The organism is Neobacillus cucumis (genome assembly GCF_023715505.1).
Genome location: NZ_JAMBOH010000002.1, coordinates 140,624 through 156,948, shown reverse-complemented (window position 1 = coordinate 156,948; position 16,325 = coordinate 140,624). Strand labels below are relative to the sequence as shown.

At 39.3% G+C, this 16,325-nt stretch carries 14 protein-coding genes; 1 reads left to right on the top strand and 13 read right to left on the bottom strand.

The features are described from left to right. Window positions 1–59 precede the first annotated feature (59 nt). From thrC to M3226_RS03405, 7 genes are all read right to left on the bottom strand, one after another. Complete coding sequence (thrC, locus tag M3226_RS03435; RefSeq protein ID WP_251562610.1) at window positions 60–1,463, bottom strand: threonine synthase; 1,404 nt, start codon at window positions 1,461–1,463, stop codon at window positions 60–62. 397 nt (window positions 1,464–1,860) lie between these two features. After that, on the bottom strand, window positions 1,861–2,403 hold the full coding sequence (locus tag M3226_RS03430; protein ID WP_251562608.1) for a GNAT family N-acetyltransferase: 543 nt from the start codon (window positions 2,401–2,403) through the stop codon (window positions 1,861–1,863). A 75-nt stretch (window positions 2,404–2,478) separates the two neighbouring features. After that, window positions 2,479–3,582 (bottom strand): iron-containing alcohol dehydrogenase family protein, encoded by a 1,104-nt coding sequence (locus tag M3226_RS03425; protein WP_251562605.1) that lies wholly within the window; start codon window positions 3,580–3,582, stop codon window positions 2,479–2,481. A 73-nt stretch (window positions 3,583–3,655) separates the two neighbouring features. Continuing rightward, window positions 3,656–4,849 (bottom strand): aminotransferase-like domain-containing protein, encoded by a 1,194-nt coding sequence (locus M3226_RS03420; protein ID WP_251562603.1) that lies wholly within the window; start codon window positions 4,847–4,849, stop codon window positions 3,656–3,658. 49 nt (window positions 4,850–4,898) lie between these two features. Further along, window positions 4,899–5,912: an ABC transporter substrate-binding protein gene (locus M3226_RS03415; protein WP_251562601.1), complete on the bottom strand. Its 1,014-nt coding sequence runs from the start codon at window positions 5,910–5,912 to the stop codon at window positions 4,899–4,901. A 41-nt stretch (window positions 5,913–5,953) separates the two neighbouring features. Then, on the bottom strand, window positions 5,954–6,718 hold the full coding sequence (locus M3226_RS03410; RefSeq protein ID WP_251562599.1) for an ATP-binding cassette domain-containing protein: 765 nt from the start codon (window positions 6,716–6,718) through the stop codon (window positions 5,954–5,956). Window positions 6,719–6,737: 19 nt separating this feature from the next. Beyond that, window positions 6,738–7,520: an ABC transporter permease subunit gene (locus tag M3226_RS03405; protein ID WP_251562597.1), complete on the bottom strand. Its 783-nt coding sequence runs from the start codon at window positions 7,518–7,520 to the stop codon at window positions 6,738–6,740. 375 nt (window positions 7,521–7,895) lie between these two features. Here M3226_RS03405 and M3226_RS03400 point away from each other — a divergent pair, with 375 nt between their 5' ends. Next, window positions 7,896–8,591 carry a hypothetical protein gene (locus M3226_RS03400; protein ID WP_251562595.1) on the top strand — a complete coding sequence of 232 codons (696 nt, stop codon included), beginning with the start codon at window positions 7,896–7,898 and terminating at the stop codon, window positions 8,589–8,591. 306 nt (window positions 8,592–8,897) lie between these two features. On the opposite strand, the gene M3226_RS03395 is transcribed toward M3226_RS03400, so the two are convergent. The 6 genes from M3226_RS03395 to M3226_RS03370 all read right to left on the bottom strand — a co-directional run bounded on the left by M3226_RS03395 (window position 8,898) and on the right by M3226_RS03370 (window position 16,297). Beyond that, a complete protein-coding gene (locus M3226_RS03395; protein ID WP_251562593.1) occupies window positions 8,898–10,256 on the bottom strand; it encodes an aspartate aminotransferase family protein in 1,359 nt (452 codons plus the stop codon). Window positions 10,257–10,323: 67 nt separating this feature from the next. Next, window positions 10,324–11,790 carry a CoA-acylating methylmalonate-semialdehyde dehydrogenase gene (locus tag M3226_RS03390; protein WP_251562591.1) on the bottom strand — a complete coding sequence of 489 codons (1,467 nt, stop codon included), beginning with the start codon at window positions 11,788–11,790 and terminating at the stop codon, window positions 10,324–10,326. 45 nt (window positions 11,791–11,835) lie between these two features. Continuing rightward, a complete protein-coding gene (locus M3226_RS03385) occupies window positions 11,836–12,063 on the bottom strand; it encodes a hypothetical protein (RefSeq protein ID WP_251562589.1) in 228 nt (75 codons plus the stop codon). Between the two features lie 80 nt (window positions 12,064–12,143). Next, complete coding sequence (gene hydA / locus M3226_RS03380) at window positions 12,144–13,562, bottom strand: dihydropyrimidinase (RefSeq protein WP_251562587.1); 1,419 nt, start codon at window positions 13,560–13,562, stop codon at window positions 12,144–12,146. Window positions 13,563–13,599: 37 nt separating this feature from the next. Continuing rightward, complete coding sequence (gene preA / locus M3226_RS03375) at window positions 13,600–14,886, bottom strand: NAD-dependent dihydropyrimidine dehydrogenase subunit PreA (protein ID WP_251562585.1); 1,287 nt, start codon at window positions 14,884–14,886, stop codon at window positions 13,600–13,602. Window positions 14,887–14,920: 34 nt separating this feature from the next. Next, window positions 14,921–16,297, bottom strand: coding sequence for an NAD(P)-dependent oxidoreductase (locus M3226_RS03370; protein WP_251562583.1), 1,377 nt, complete (start codon window positions 16,295–16,297; stop codon window positions 14,921–14,923). Window positions 16,298–16,325 lie beyond the last annotated feature (28 nt).

Here is a 16,325-nt window from a genome sequence, read left to right as displayed (position 1 = left end):
CTTACGCTAAAAAACGTAAGAGGATAACTTTAAGGAAATATATTAATCTAATTCTAGGTTTATTGAACTGAATAACTAAACAGCTTTTCTAACTTCCGAGTGATTTCGTCTTTGTCAGCTTCAACAACTTCTAGGTACTGTGATTTTTCAAACAATTGATTGATTTCCTCAGGGAATGTTTGATCAATGTCACAACGCTCAATCGATTCATTAAATTTTGCCGGGTGAGCTGTGGCCAGAGCGACGCAAACTTCTCTCGGATCATTAAACGTTTCGTATGCAGCCACACCACAAGCAGTATGTGGGTCTAATAAATAGCTTGTTTCAGCATAGTATTTGCTGATCGTTTGCAAGCATTCTTCCCCTTCAACCCCATGTGCAGCAAAATCCTTTTGAACCTGCTTTAGAAGCTCCTCGTTCACAACGATTTCCCCTTCAGTCTTGAATGTTTCCATCAATTCAGAAACGGCATTAGGATTTTCATCAAGCAGATAATATAGGTAGCGCTCAAAGTTGCTGGCTACCTGAATATCCATTGAAGGGCTATAAGTGCTGCGGAACTTACCAGGCTTGTAAACCCCATTTTGGATAAAACCTTCTAAAATATTATTTTCATTTGTTGCAACGATTAGTTTTCCAACAGGAAGACCCATCTTCTTGGCAAGATAACCGGCAAAGATATCACCAAAGTTTCCAGTCGGCACGCTAAAGTTAACACTGTTTATGCCTTTCTCCTTTTGAACTTGGAAATACGCATAGAAATAATAAACAGTCTGTGCCAAGATACGAACAAAGTTAATAGAATTAATCGCGCGAAGATGATATTTGTTTTTAAATTCTACATCTGCAAACAATTCCTTGATGATTCGCTGACCATCGTCAAATGTTCCTTTAATGGCTAAATTTAAGACACTTTTATCATCAACAGTCGTCATTTGTAATTCTTGCACCTTACTCACTTTACCATGTGGGTGCAAAATACAAATGCGAATACCTTCTTTTCCTCTAACACCCTCGATGGCGGAGGCACCCGTATCACCTGATGTAGCTCCAAGAATATGAATGGTTTCACCTGTCTTCTTTGACACGTAGGAATATAAATTTCCTAAGAATTGCAGAGCAATATCTTTAAAAGCAAAGGTTGGACCATGAAACAGTTCGAGCACATACATATTATCCTTAACCTTATGAACAGGTGTTACCTCTGGATGGCGGAAGGTTGCATAGCTTTTCTCGATTAAAGCCTTCAGCTCGTTGTCTGGAATTTCACCATCAACATAATAGGAAAAAATTTCATAAGCTAATTCCTGATAAGTGAGATTAGACATTGCCTCTAACTTCTCCGCTGGGATATGTGGGATTTTCTCTGGCACTAGAAGTCCCCCATCATTTGCCAGACCCATTAAAACAGTATCAATAAATCCAATTTTACTTACATTTCCGCGTGTACTAACAAAGTTCATAATCTTCCTCCAAGTAAAAATTAATAGTATGACCATCTAGACGAAATATTTAGGTAAAGAGGTTATTCAACTTAATATAATGTGTTTTCTTACTGGTTTGTAATTTTCTGAATATTACTCTTAAATTAATCTAACTTAACTGAATACTTATTAACAATACCAAAATCATAATTCCATCCGATATTTCTAAAATAATAATTATAAATTACATTTTAATATATAAATGAACAGCAAGTCTATAAAATGTTGTTAGAATATTCATTTTTATCATTTACAAATATCGGTATATCTATCGAATCCCCTTTCAAACAAAAAAATCCCCTTTAGCAGGTGTAAAAAATCCAATGTGATATCATGGACTGTTACACGGTCTACTTAAAGGGAAAGGGAAAATATTTTAATCTAATTTTTCTCCAAATCTTATATCAAATCGATAGCATTTGGGAGAGTTATCATCATTCACAAATTCTCTTGTAAAATCTCTCTTAAACCCAAACCATTCATAGAGGCGAATGGCTTTGGCCATTTCATTGCCTGTGAATAAATAAATAGATTTAGCTTCTATTTCTTTTGCATAATTTACACATGCTTTTAATAGTTCTATTGCTATCCCGCGTCCCCTTGCTTTTGGATGAACAGCGAGCAATCGGATAAAAGGATCATAGATAGGAACCTCCATTCTCTTATATGCTTTTTCTGCTGTTTTAAAGAGCTGAACTGTGCCTAATATATCTGAACCTTGCTTTGCAACTAAAATCCGATCTACATGCGGATTATCAAGAGACGTCTTTATATCCTCCAGATATCCTTTCCAAAACTCAGGATCTGAAAAGGAATGTTCATACTGTTGATAGCTAGCAATCAATAATTCTTGCACGTTTCCTTTTTCTTCTTCCGCTAATTCTTCTACAATAATATTACTAATAAGATCACTTTTCATTCGCTTTTCCTCCTCTCCATTCTTTGTATTAAAAACCGCTTTACACCCACTTACATGGGGTAACCGGAAGTCAACTTATATAGCTGTTACATTCAAACTCTTTTCCCCTATCTCATTCGCCTTTTTTATCGCATTTTCAATCAATTGATTGTTTACATCAAATGATAAACTGTCTACATCATCTGAGTTTACTTTTACACGGGTTGCTATTTCGTTTATTTTTTTTCCTAAATTGTCTTCTAAACCCAGCTGTTTTAGAGAGACAGGCAGATTATATTTATTAAGCTTTGTAATTAAATCATTTATTTCTGACTGTGGTTTACCCTCTAAAATAAATTGAGCAATCAATCCAAATATCACTTTCTCTCCATGAAGACTTCCATGTGTATCTGAAAGGTAGGTCATACTATTATGAATGGAATGTGCTATCGCCGTTTTATGTCTTTCTCCCACTAAACTTCCAACTAAACCAGCCAAGGCGATGATCGCATTTATCACTTCCTTAAAAGACCGGGTAACGCGTCCTTCTTTATTGGCGTCAATTGCTTGCAGAGAGTTTTCATCAAGAATGGTTAATGCTAGTTTGGCTGAGTTTAAAGAAATTTGCAAAGCGAAATCATATTCCTCATTTCTGACATATGGTACAAACTCATACCACTTCACAATGGTATCTGCAATACCTGCCTGTAAATATCTTACCGGTGCTTCCACAATGATTTTCGGATCTACTAAAATCAATTTCGGAGATTTATTTAATGAAATAAATTCTGTAACCGCCCCATTTTCGTTATAGACAACGGACAGGGCTGACCAAGCTGCGCATGTTGCTGCAATAGTTGGAATGGTCACAACTGGTAGATCAACGTTTTCTGCAACTGCCTTAACTGTGTCGAGTACCCTTCCACCTCCTACTCCAATCACAATACCTGCCTTTGCCTGTTTTGTAAGTAAAGTATATTTTTCAATAGCTTGTTTTGTACAATACCCAGAAAACAATTCGGTTTGATAGGAAATGCCAGCTTCATCTAAACTTGTAAATAAATTTGGGCCTGCTTGTTCTAATGCCTTTTTACCTCCTATTACAATCGCTATTTTACTAATTTCGGAAATATATTTTCCTACCAATAAAATACTATTTTCTTCATTAATATATTTTTCAGGTGTATTAATAGTAAACATCCTTTTTGCCTCCTCTTTATTACAAGTCGTATTTGTCAATTTAATAACAAAGTGATGCTTCAAGTGATTGTTTTTATCGATAATGAGCATAATAAGACTCTGCCAGTATTTTTATCCCACGTCTTATTTGCTCTTCATTACAATAGGAAAAGCAAAGTCTTAGTTGATTTGAACCTTGATTCGTTTCAAAAAAGGACTTTCCTTCGACTATACTTACTCCTCTTCGAAATGCCTCATCTGCAAAATTTGTTGTAACCACTTCTGGACGGAAACTAAGCCAAAGGAAAAATCCACCCTCTGGAATATCGAAAGTTACATCATCACCGAAAAACGTTTCGATACTTTCGATCATAATATCCCTTTTTTGGCGATACGTTGAAATCAATTGTTCTAAATGATCCTCAAAAGAAATTCCTTCTAATAAACTTGCAATTATTTGTTGGGTGAAAGGGCTCGTTTGACTTCCTAGCATTAGTAAGTGAATATTTTGCAAAACCTCATCATTCGCAATAATCCATCCTAACCTTATACCTGGGGCAATAATTTTTGAAAAGGTTCCTACATAAATGACCCTTTCTTCCGCAAAAGAATAAATGGCAGGGGGATAACTGTTCTTAAAACTCAATTCAGAATAGGCATCGTCCTCCAGAATATAAAAGTTGTACTCATTCGCTAATTGTGCCAGCCTTTGTCTTCTTTCCAGTGAAAGACTTACCCCGCTTGGATTGTGGAAATTTGGCATACAATAGAATAACTTGGGTATCTTCTTATTTAACTGCCTAGCCTTTACAAGTGTCTCCTCTATTAAATCGACCTGAACTCCTTGTTTATCAATCGGAAACGATTTTATCTTAGCACCAGCCATTCTAAATGATTGAAGGGCATTGAAATATGTCGGGCCCTCTACCCAAACTTCATCATCAGGATTTACAAGCACTTTGGCCGCCAAATCAATGGCCTGCATCGCACCTGCAGTGGTTATAATTTGCTTATTCTTTACATAAATAGACCTTATCTTCGATCGATTCCTAATCCATTCAATTATCTTTCTTGGACCATCCCCACCAGAATAGTGGAGGGCCTGTGTCCCATGATTCAGTATTGCATTTGATGCAGCATGATTTAGTTCAGCTATAGGAAACAAATGAGTACTAGGATATCCAAATGATAAATGCACATGGAATGGATCCGTAACTGTTGTCCCTCCGATTGAAGGAGAGGAAGGGAGATACTTCGCATATTGATAGTTTTGTAGTTGTTTAACCATGTATCAGTTCTCCTTTATGTAATAGTAGCTAAATACTTTTTACATTTTTTTATTTTGCAAAAATCTCATTATCAACCAGATCAGAAACATTAACAGATTTTTGAAGGACGCCCGCCTCTTCAAATGAATCTGCCACCTTTTGAACAGCTTGGATATCACTTTCTGAAACTGGGCGGAATTTAGAATTTACTTTCCTGTTAATCTCTCTAGAAACATCTTCCGATAAGCCTGTTATTTTCGAGTAAAGTTTTACGTATTCATCCTTATTATCATGCTCCCATTCCCAAGCCTTTTCGAACCGTTTTACCACATCTTTTAATGCCTCTTTTTTTCCTGGATCTTTAAGAGCTTCTTCTGAAACAGTAAGGAAACCTACCCCGCTGCTAATACCTTTCCCAGTTCTTAACACACGTGCTCCAGTGTTTACGGCAATGGTCATATATGGGTCAAATGTACCCCATACTTCAATTTCACCAGCCTTAAATGCAGCAGCTGCATCTGTTGGCAAAACAAATTTAATCGTAACGTCCTTTGTGGTAAGCCCTTCTTCTTTTAAAGCCTCAATCACTAAATGCTGTGCAATACTTCCTTGAGCAGAAGAAATTACAATGGTCTTCCCTTTTAGATCTTTAACTGTCTTAATTGCAGAACCGTTTTGAACAAGAATACCAAGTGACTCAGTGGAAGAAACACTCGTTGCTATAATTTTTATTGGAACTCCGGAGGCAGCTGCTGTTAGGATAGGAGTATCTCCAGCAGGAGCCGTATCTACTGATCCTGATTTAACTGCCTCAAATAATGGAGCAGCCCCTTGAAAGCTCGCCCATTTCACTTTATATGGCGTTCCTTCTAAAACTTTGGATGCTTCCACTTTTGATTTCGTTAATCCCGCTTGATCACCGAGCACTAGAGTCACATCTGAAAGGTCTACTTTACCATTTGCATCTGCCTCTTTTGCTTTGTCATTACCACAGCCCGAAATGATGGAAATAATGACTGCAAACAGAATAGGCAAGTACCATTTCCTTTTGTGAATTCTGTGACTTTTGTAAAAAAAATCCATAATCAATTTCCCCTTTTTCTTTCTAAATTTTTCTCATAAACCTAAGATTGAACTTGTTTTAGTGATTGGTACTCTCTTCTCATGACACGAGATAAGACTTTTCCTTCTAATCTCCAAAAGGCACTGCTTCCCCTTTCACGAGGTCTTGATAATGGAATTTGTAAATCCATTGCAATTTTTCCATCTTCGATTAATACAACACGATCAGCAAGAGTAATGGCCTCCGCTACATCATGAGTAACTAAAACGGCAGTAAACTGATGTGTTTTCCAAATTCCTTCTATTAATTCCTGCATTTCAATTCTTGTCAATGCATCTAGTGCCCCAAGCGGCTCGTCTAATAAAAGCAATTTTGGTTTTGTTGCTAATGCTCGTGCAAGCGCAACTCTTTGACGCTGCCCTCCTGATAAAACGGTTGGCCAATCATTTGCTCGACTTTTTAGGCCCACTTGCTGTAATGCAAGTAAAGACTCTTCCTTCCAATTACCTGTTAGACCTAAGCTCACTCCCACATTTGCCACTATTTTTTCCCATGGAAGAAGACGTGCATCTTGGAACATAAAACGTGCCATTTTATTTAAGGAAGATAGACTTTCATTATTTTGAAGGATTTCACCACTACTGGCTTGCTCTAACCCAGCAATATGCCTCAATAATGTACTTTTTCCACATCCACTTTGTCCTACAATGGCCACAAACTCACCAGGAGCTATCTCTAAATTAATCCCTTTTAGTACGTCAACTGTTCCAAAAGTTTTTGTTAAATTTATTATTTCTAACTTTATGCCTCCCTGTTTTATATCCATTACGCTTTCTCCCCTTTATTTACGACTTGTTATAACTCGGATTCCACTTCAATAATTTAGATTCCAATAATCTTGCTGCAGAGTCTGCAAGCTTTCCAAGAATTGCGTAGAGTAGAATGGCCACAATAACCACATCTATTTGCATAAATTCACGGGCGTGCATGGCCATATATCCAATCCCAGAATCAGCAGCAACTGTTTCCGCCACAATTAATGTTAACCACATAATACCTAGGGCATAACGTACACCCACCAGTACAGATGGAAGAGCTCCTTTAAAAATCACTCTGATCAACAGCTTGCTCCTCGGTAAGCCATAGACTTTTCCCATTTCAATGAGCCCTTTGTCAACTGAGATAATCCCATAATAGGTATTAACGTATATCGGAAAAAACACGCCGATTGATACTAAAAAGATTTTTGCTTCCTCTCCAATTCCTAACCATAGAATGACTAGAGGGATTAGCGCTAAATGCGGAATATTCCGAAACATTTGAATAGTGGTATCTACATGCCGTTCAGCTATTGGAAATACCCCATTGACAACACCAAGAATAAGGCCGAGCCCTCCTCCAATTAAAAATCCTGAAAATGCACGGCTAAAGCTTACTTGAATATGGGTAAACAACTCACCTGTCCCGAAAATGCGAAAGGCACTGTCCAATATATCTGTTGGTGCAGGCAATGTATCTTTGGCTATAAGTCCTGCAGATGTAAAAACCTGCCAAATCAAAATCATTAGTACAGGTAAAATCCATGGTGCTATAAACTTCATATAGGTATTCAAACTAATTTTTTTCATTTATCTTCTCCTTCCTAAAATCCTAGTAAACATATAGGTTTATTGGTATTCATACTATCATTTAAAATCTTTAACTGGCAATAGATTGGCTGATGGAATAATTTTTATTATTGATTAACAAATTCTATTAATTTATTAAAAAAATCCTCAAACAATAAAAAAGGGCCTTTCAATCTAACGACAAAAAATATTCCTTCTTTGTTTTTCGATAGAAGATTTACTCATAAAAACTCAACAAATAGGAGGAAGCCCCGCATTTCACAAGAAAGTGACGATGAAAACTCCTCATACTTATAGAGGAAGATGAAAAAAGATATGGAATTATACTCTTACAAGGAAAATACCCTTGTAATGAATCGGAAAGGTTGTGAGTGAATGAGACTTTCAGATTTACAGCCAAAGAAAAACTTCAGCTACATATTCGTTCAATTTCCAGGAATGGAAATGAATGTCCCGATGCTCTCAAACGGTGAGGGAAATGTGGCCAAAGAGGATGTGGCTTTATGTGTCCAATTAAACAGTAAGCAAAAGGTTAAACAAATTTACTTTGTCCGATCACAAAGTATAAAACCATTTGACTTCACTGACGAGGGAATTGGTGCAAAGGCTTATTATCGTGTCATTAAACAAAAAGAAAACGCTCAGGACTCACACACAAAAGAGGATTTCGTCACGGTTATTACAGATGAAGTGGAAATTGTACAAAAGAAATCGGAAACAGGATTTAACTTCATTTTGATGTTAAATAAACGTGAAATCGGAATCGTCGCTATGATTGAAGAAGTTGTTTTACAGTTAGAGCAAGAATCATGGCAACATAAGGAGAAAACGAATGACCATGTAGCTGTGAAAACTCTCGGTAATAAATATAAGGCTATCTTTAACAGGATTGCCAAAAAGGAGATCTTCTCAGGAGACAGTATCTTTCAGACTATAGTAGTTATTAATCCAATCCGAATTCTTTCGGAGGCCGGTAAAAGAAAAGTTAAGGTATTCTCTCCTGCCGCATTAGATTTTATCGGTCCAGGTGATCGGAACCAACCTACTTTAATCATGAGGGGGTGTGGATAAGGTTTGTCCATAACGGATCCAAAAACTTCATATTTTTTTAAAGTCGAACTAAAAGGATTAGTAGATAATCCTTCTCGACATAAAAACCCATTAAAATATTGAAGGAAGTGAGTATTGATTCTCAGCATATTTTTTAGAGAAATATGCTAATTAATTGATAAAAGGGACTTAACCGCGGAGTTAAGTCCCTTTAGATTTCTATTGGTTAAACAATTATAGTAACTTACCTTTAGGAGACGCATCCCGATGAGATTGAGTTCTATTTATTTTCAAAGAGATACATAAATATCCCTAGCTTACAATGACTTAATTTACCTTATAAATAACTTCTCTTAACGTTTTCACAATAAACTCTAAATCTTCGTCTGTTGAGGATAATGGTGGTGAAAGCGTAAGAATATTATTATATCCTGCAACCGTTGCCCCGTTTTTACCAATAATCAATCCCTTATTCTTACATTCGGCGATAATCTGATCAATTTTAGCAGGAGCTACTGGCTCCTTGGTTTGTTTGTTTTCAACTAGTTCAATCCCTAGCAGCAGACCAAAACTGCGAATATCACCAACAAGCGGATGATTACTTAATTCATTTAGTCCTTGCCTTAACTGTGCACCTAAAGCTTGAGCACGCTCTACTAAATTTTCTTTTTCATAGATTTCTATATTTTTTAGTGCTACCGCACATGCGGCAGGGTTTCCGCCAAACGTGTTGACATGCCGGAAATAACCAAATTCATCTGCACTCTTGAATCTTTCGTATAAATCACGGCGAACAGCAGTGGCCGATAGTGGAAGATAACCGCTGGTAAGCCCCTTCGCCATTGTGACAATATCAGGTTTAAGGTCAAAGTGCATATGACCAAATTTTTTCCCCGTTCGGCCAAAGCCGCAAATCACCTCATCCATTATAAGGAGGACTCCATACTTTTGGCAGATTCCCTTTACTTTTTCCATGTAAATAGGATCTGGTACCAGCACACCTCCCCCAGTGATGACTGGTTCCATAATGATCGCCGCAATGGACTCCTTGCCTTCCCATATGATAGTTTTTTCTATTTCTAAAGCGCATTGCAGATTAAATTGTTCAACCGTCTGCCCTTCTGGACGACGATAACTATCTGGCGGGCTAACATGGATAAAACCTGGAGCAAGTGGTTCGTAATTAAATTTCCGAACTGCCTGCCCAGTGGCTGCCAAAGCCCCCATTGAATTCCCATGATAGGCTCGATAACGTGAAATAAATTTATAACGAGTTGGTTCCCCATTTTGCTGGTGGTATTGACGGGCAATTTTAAAAGCGGTCTCATTTGCTTCGGAGCCACTGTTGGAAAAAAAGATGACATAATCCCCTTCTAGCCACTCATTTAATTTCTCTGCTAGCTGGATGGCCGGGATATGACTTTGTGAAAGAGGGAAATAGGGAAGGCTTTTTAATTGTTCGTACGCGGCCTGGGCTAACTCTTCTCTTCCGTATCCCACATTTACACACCATAATCCAGACATGGCATCTAAGTATTTTTTACCATTCATGTCCGTAATCCAGGAACCCTTTCCTTCTACTGCGACGGTTGGGGCTGCTTTTTCTTTATATGGAGACATATGATGCCATAAATATTGCCGGTCTTTTTCAAGCAGTTCTTCTGCTTCATTTTTAATTATGGACATTCATCTCGTCCTTTCTGTTTCGAAAGTTTTAACTCTGTTTGTAACCTTAACATTGGTTTCCCTCATCCTATCCATAACGAGCAGTCAGCATTTTCTTCCTCGTATAAAATTCGACGCCGTCTGTACCATTTGCATGTAAATCACCATAGAATGAATCTTTGTAACCAGAAAATGGGAAGAAGGCCATTGGGGCTGGCACCCCAACATTAACCCCAAGCATCCCTGCATCAATTGTTTCACGGAACTGACGCACGGCTGAGGCACTGTCGGTGTACAGGCAGGCACCGTTCGCGAATCGAGAAGAATTGGCAACATCAATGGCTTCCGTTAAACCTTTTACTCTAACAATCGAGAGAACCGGTGCAAAAAGTTCCTCCTGCCAGATTTTCATATCTTTCTTAACATTATCAAAAATAGTAGGTCCAACGAAGTAGCCTGGTCCATTAATGGCTTCAGCCTTACGACCGTCTCGCACCAGGGTAGCACCTTGAGCAATACCGGACTCGATATAGTCTATAGTCCTTGTCTTATTCCCTTCACGGATGACTGGTCCCAGGAAAACACCATCAGCAAGACCATTCCCGATGATTATTTCATTCGCTAAAATAGATAATCGCTTGACCAATTCATCGGCAATACTTTCTTCCACCGCTACAACAGCGGCTGCCATACAACGTTCTCCAGCTGATCCAAAGGCTGCATTAGTAATTTCTTTTGCGGCAAGATCCAGGTTTGCGTCTTTTAATACGATTGAATGATTTTTGGCACCCGACAGGGATTGGACCCGCTTCAGATTTGCAGTTGCTTTTTTATAAACATATTCGGCAACAGGCTGGGAACCGACAAAAGAAATCGCTTTGACATCTTTATGTTCGAGCAGTCCATTGACAACATCATGGGCACCATTGACAAGATTAAGGACTCCGTCTGGCAGGCCCGCTTCAGCCATTAATTCTACTAAGCGAGCCGCTAGGAGTGGTGTCCGTTCTGAAGGTTTTAATACAAATGTATTTCCACACGCAATCGCAATCGGGAACATCCAACATGGAACCATCATGGGAAAATTGAATGGAGTGATCCCGCCTACCACTCCCAGAGGATAGCGATACATTCCTGATTCGATATTTGTAGCGATATCAGGCAGCTGTTTACCCATCATTAATGATGGGGCACCAGCAGCAAATTCTACACACTCTATTCCACGCTGCACCTCGCCCATAGCTTCAGACAGGGCCTTCCCATTTTCAATCGTGACAAGCTTGGCCAGTTCATCCCAATGATCAACAAGGAGCTGCTGATACTTAAATAAAATTCGTGCCCGTTTTGGAACTGCTGTCTGGGACCATGTTTTAAAGGCCTCTTTCGCAACCTCAACTGCCTGATCGACATCTTCCTTTGTAGAAAGCGGGATCTCCGCTATTGTCTGGCCAGTTGCTGGATTGACTACAAATTCTGTTTGATCAGATCTTGAGTCGACCCATTCTCCTCCAATGTAGTTCTTTAAACGCTTGATTCCTTGTGTAAAAATTGTCATTCCCTCCTTATTTTTAATCAGATTATGCCAATCTTTCTGTCACTTTCAAGGTTGACAATTTTGTTGTTGAATCAATCTAACGGAAAAATACTTTCGGGCCGCAGGAGTTAATAAGTGAATTGTTTCCGTTTCCTTTGAGCCATTGCTGTCCTTTTTTTCAAAATAAACATATGCTCCGCTTAAATTTTCCGTAATCGTTTTAATTTGAAAACCTTTCTGAATGTAATAATCAACTAAATCCCGTTCTTTTAGAAACTGTTGATATTCGGACATTATTCCTTTACTCCTTCCTCTAGTTTATTAGAGAAGGGGTAAAATCCATCTTTCCATAACCCGGCTTCTCTTGCAATCTCTTAAAATGTTAGAGTATTTTCTTGTTCGGACTTTTTATCGGATCTATACTTCGCACGTTTTAAAAATTGTCCTGCACCTGGTTTTCCAACAAACTGTTTTTCACGGATAACAAATTCACCACGTGAAAGGACGGATACTGGTTCTCCAGTTACTTTCATTCCTTCGAATGCATTATAATCAACAGCCATATGGTGCGTTTCAGCCGAGATGACACGTTCCACAGTTGGATCAAAAATAACAATGTCAGCATCTGCACCAATCGCAATGGTTCCTTTTTTGGGATACAAACCAAATAACTTAGCGGCTTTTGTGGAAGTAATATCGACAAACTGATTAATCGAAATTCGTCCTTTCTTAACCCCCTCGGAGAAAAGTATACTAACACGGTCCTCGATGATGGGTCCTCCATTCGGAATTTTTGAAAAATCACCTTTCCCAAGGTCCTTTTGACCAACAAAGTCAAAGGAGCATTGATCAGAACCTAAGGTCTGCAATTGTCCTGTTTTTAAGCCATTCCATAACTCGGCTTGATTCCATTTCTCACGTAAAGGCGGAGACCATACGTATTTTGCTCCTTCAAAATTTGGCTTTTCTAAGTAGGATTGATCCAAAACCAAATACTGTGGACAAGTTTCTCCCCAGATATCGACGCCTTTGCTCCTAGCTTCGGCAATTTTACGGGCAGCTTCCGCACAAGATACATGGACCACATAAAGTTGAGATTTTGCCAGTCCTGTTAATGTGGCGGCTCTTCCAGTTGCTTCCGCTTCCACTTCTGGCGGCCTTGTCAGGGCATGATAAATGGGATCAGTATTTCCTTCTTCCAAGGCTTTTTTGACTAAATAATCAATCACATCACCATTTTCCGCATGAACCATGACGAGGGCGCCAAGGTCGCTTGCGGCAATCAATGTTTTGAATAGTGTTTCGTCATCGGCTTGGAACTGATTTTTATAAGCCATAAATACTTTAAGGGAGGTGATACCCTCTTCTTCAATCATTTTAGGCAGCTCGGCAAGTTTTTCATTATTCATTTCTACAATTTGAAGGTGGAAACCATAATCAATTACCGCTTTATCTTTTGATTTGGCATGCCAAGTATCGACGGAACTTTTTAGTGTTTTCCCTTTTGTAGTTAAGCAGAAATCAATGATCGTTGTGGTTCCGCCAAAAGCAGCGGCAATCGTACCTGTTTCAAAGTCATCCTTTGTAACCGTTCCGCCAAACGGCATATCGAGATGGGTGTGTGGATCGACACCACCAGGGAACAGGTAACAGCCTTTTGCATCAATCACTTCTGCTCCAACGGCGGGTAAATTCGCTCCAATTTGAGTAACAACCCCATTTTCAATACAAACATCGGCCCGAAAGGTATCGGCTGCCGTTACAATGGTTCCGTTCTTAATGATTTTTTTCATGCTAACCCTCCATGTCTCATTTGAGAATTCAGTCTCTTTATTTTTTTACAATATCAGTTTCACAAGAAAGTGCTCCGAGTGCCGCTTGTCTTTCATTCCATGTCATTGGAGGAAGTTCACTTGGTACTTCAATCATGTCAATTGCATCATCAACCGGACAGACGATGGAACATAAATTACAGCCGACGCAGTCCTCTTCCCTTACTTTAAGAATGCTGTTTCCTTGTTCATCTTTCAGCATATCGATACATTGATGGGATGTGTCCTCGCAGGAAATATGGCATTTATTGCAATTAATGCAAACATCATTATTGATTCTTGCAACAATACTATAGTTCAAGTCAAGGTTGCCCCAGTCCGAGTATTTCGGTACAGATTTACCAATAACATCCATGACAGAAGCGATACCTTTTTCATCTAGATAGTTATTTAACCCATCAATCATATCCTCGACGATCCTAAAGCCATGGTGCATGGCAGCTGTACAAACCTGGACACCGGTTGCACCCATTAACATGAATTCGACTGCATTTTGCCAGTTTGAGATTCCCCCAATACCAGAAATGGGGATATTGATCCTTGGGTTTCTTGCACATTCCCCGACCATATGTAAGGCAATTGGTTTCACCGCTGGCCCGCAGTACCCTCCGTGGGCCCCCTTCCCGCCAACATGTGGAATGGTGTTCCAAGTATCAAGATCGACCCCTGCTAAACTATTAATCGTATTAATCATACTAACGGCATCTGCACCACCACGTACCGCCGCCTCAGCTGTAGTCGTAATATCGGTTATATTCGGAGTGAGTTTTACGATTACTGGAGTCTTAGCTACTTCCTTTACCCAAAATGTTTGTTTTTCAACAAGTGCCGGTACTTGCCCTGATGCAGATCCCATCCCTCTTTCTGCCATTCCATGAGGACACCCAAAGTTTAATTCAAGTCCATCTACGCCCACCGCTTCTACTTTTTTTACAATCTCATGCCATTTTTCTTGTTTTGGCTCGACCATTAACGAGGCAATGATGGTGTGATTTGGGAAACGCTTCTTAGTTTCGGCTATTTCTTTAAGGTTCACCTCTAGTGGGCGATCGGTAATCAGTTCGATATTGTTAAAGCCGGCTACTTTTTGTCCATTAAAGCTGACGGCTGCAAATCGTGAAGAAGTATTGATGATCGGCTCACCCAGTGTCTTCCATACGGCACCGCCCCATCCTGCTTCAAAGGCGCGTTGGACTTGATATCCTGAGTTTGTCGGGGGTGCTGACGCTAACCAGAATGGATTTGGTGATTTTATTCCAGCTAAATTAATCGATAAATCCGCCATAATCCTACCTCCTTTTTATTCTAATTTAGTGAGTCTATGCTGTTTCAACAATCGAAGGACTAAGTAATTGATGAATAGAATAGGCACTTTCCTTCCCTTGTTGTACGGCAGAAACAACCATTGCATCTCCCTGTTGTCCTTTTCCAAATATGACATCTCCACAGGCAAACACCTTTTGATTGGATGTTTGATAATTAGATGGATTAATCTTCACCACTCCACCGTTATGCTCTAAATGAAACTGTTCGATCAGTTCCAAAAATCTGGATTGACCATTAGCCTTTATAACGGCATCAACTTCAAGGATAAATTCAGTTCCTTTTATTGGAACAGGACTCCGGCGTCCATCTCCCCCTGGTTCTGCCAGCTCCATTTTGATACATTCGATCCCCTTTACATTCCCATGCTCATCGCCTAAAATCCTTACTGGCGCCGTAAGCCATCGAAATTCAACCCCATCTTGTTTAGCAAAATCATATTCAAATTCGTAAGCGGTCATTTCCTCCGATGTTCTTCTGTAAAGGATTTTGACATTGACGGCCCCGAGACGAACGGAACTCGTTGCTGCATCGATGGCGGTGTTTCCTGCACCAATTACGGCAACCTTCTTTCCAAGAAGTTGACTTGAAATTGGTTTTGTTTTTGTTTCTCTTACAAATTCGATTGCGTCAAATACGCCTGATAAATCCTCGCCGCTTATCCCCAATTCTGGAACTTTGGACATGCCAATCGCGAGAATAATAGCATCATATGTTCTCAAGATTTCTTGTACTGAAATATCTTTGCCTACTCTCGTGTTTGTTCGAATTTCTACATTCAAGCTCTCGATTTGCTTCACTTCCCAGTAGGAGATGTGGAGAGGGAGCCTAAACGCCACAATTCCATATGTGTTTAATCCTCCGGCCTTTTCCTCTGCTTCGAAAATAGTAACTTCATAACCCAGCAAAGCTAGTTCCCTTGCAGCCGACAAGCCCGCTGGTCCCCCGCCGACAATTGCAACCTTTTTCCCATTTTTCTTTCCAGGACTAAACAGGGATTGCTCATTTTGGATTGCCCAGTCCGTCGCATATCGCTGAAGGTTACCGATCATGATTGGCTTGGTAGAATGGTTCAAAACGCAGGAACCCTCACATAATTCCTCCGTTGGACAGACGCGCGCACAGCTAGCTCCAATTGGATTTGCCGTTAAAATGGTTTTGGCCGATCCTTTTAAATTGCCAGAAGCAATTTTCTTGATAAATGATGGAATATCAATCCCAGTTGGGCATGCTTTAACACATGGTGCATCATAGCAGTAAAGACAGCGATTTGACTCTTCCATTGCTTTCTGCTTTGTTAATGCAGGAGTTATTTCTTGAAAATTCAGACTTAAATCTTCTAACAATATTTTCGAATGATTTTCCGCACTCAATTGCCAAAACCTCCTTCATTTCAATAAA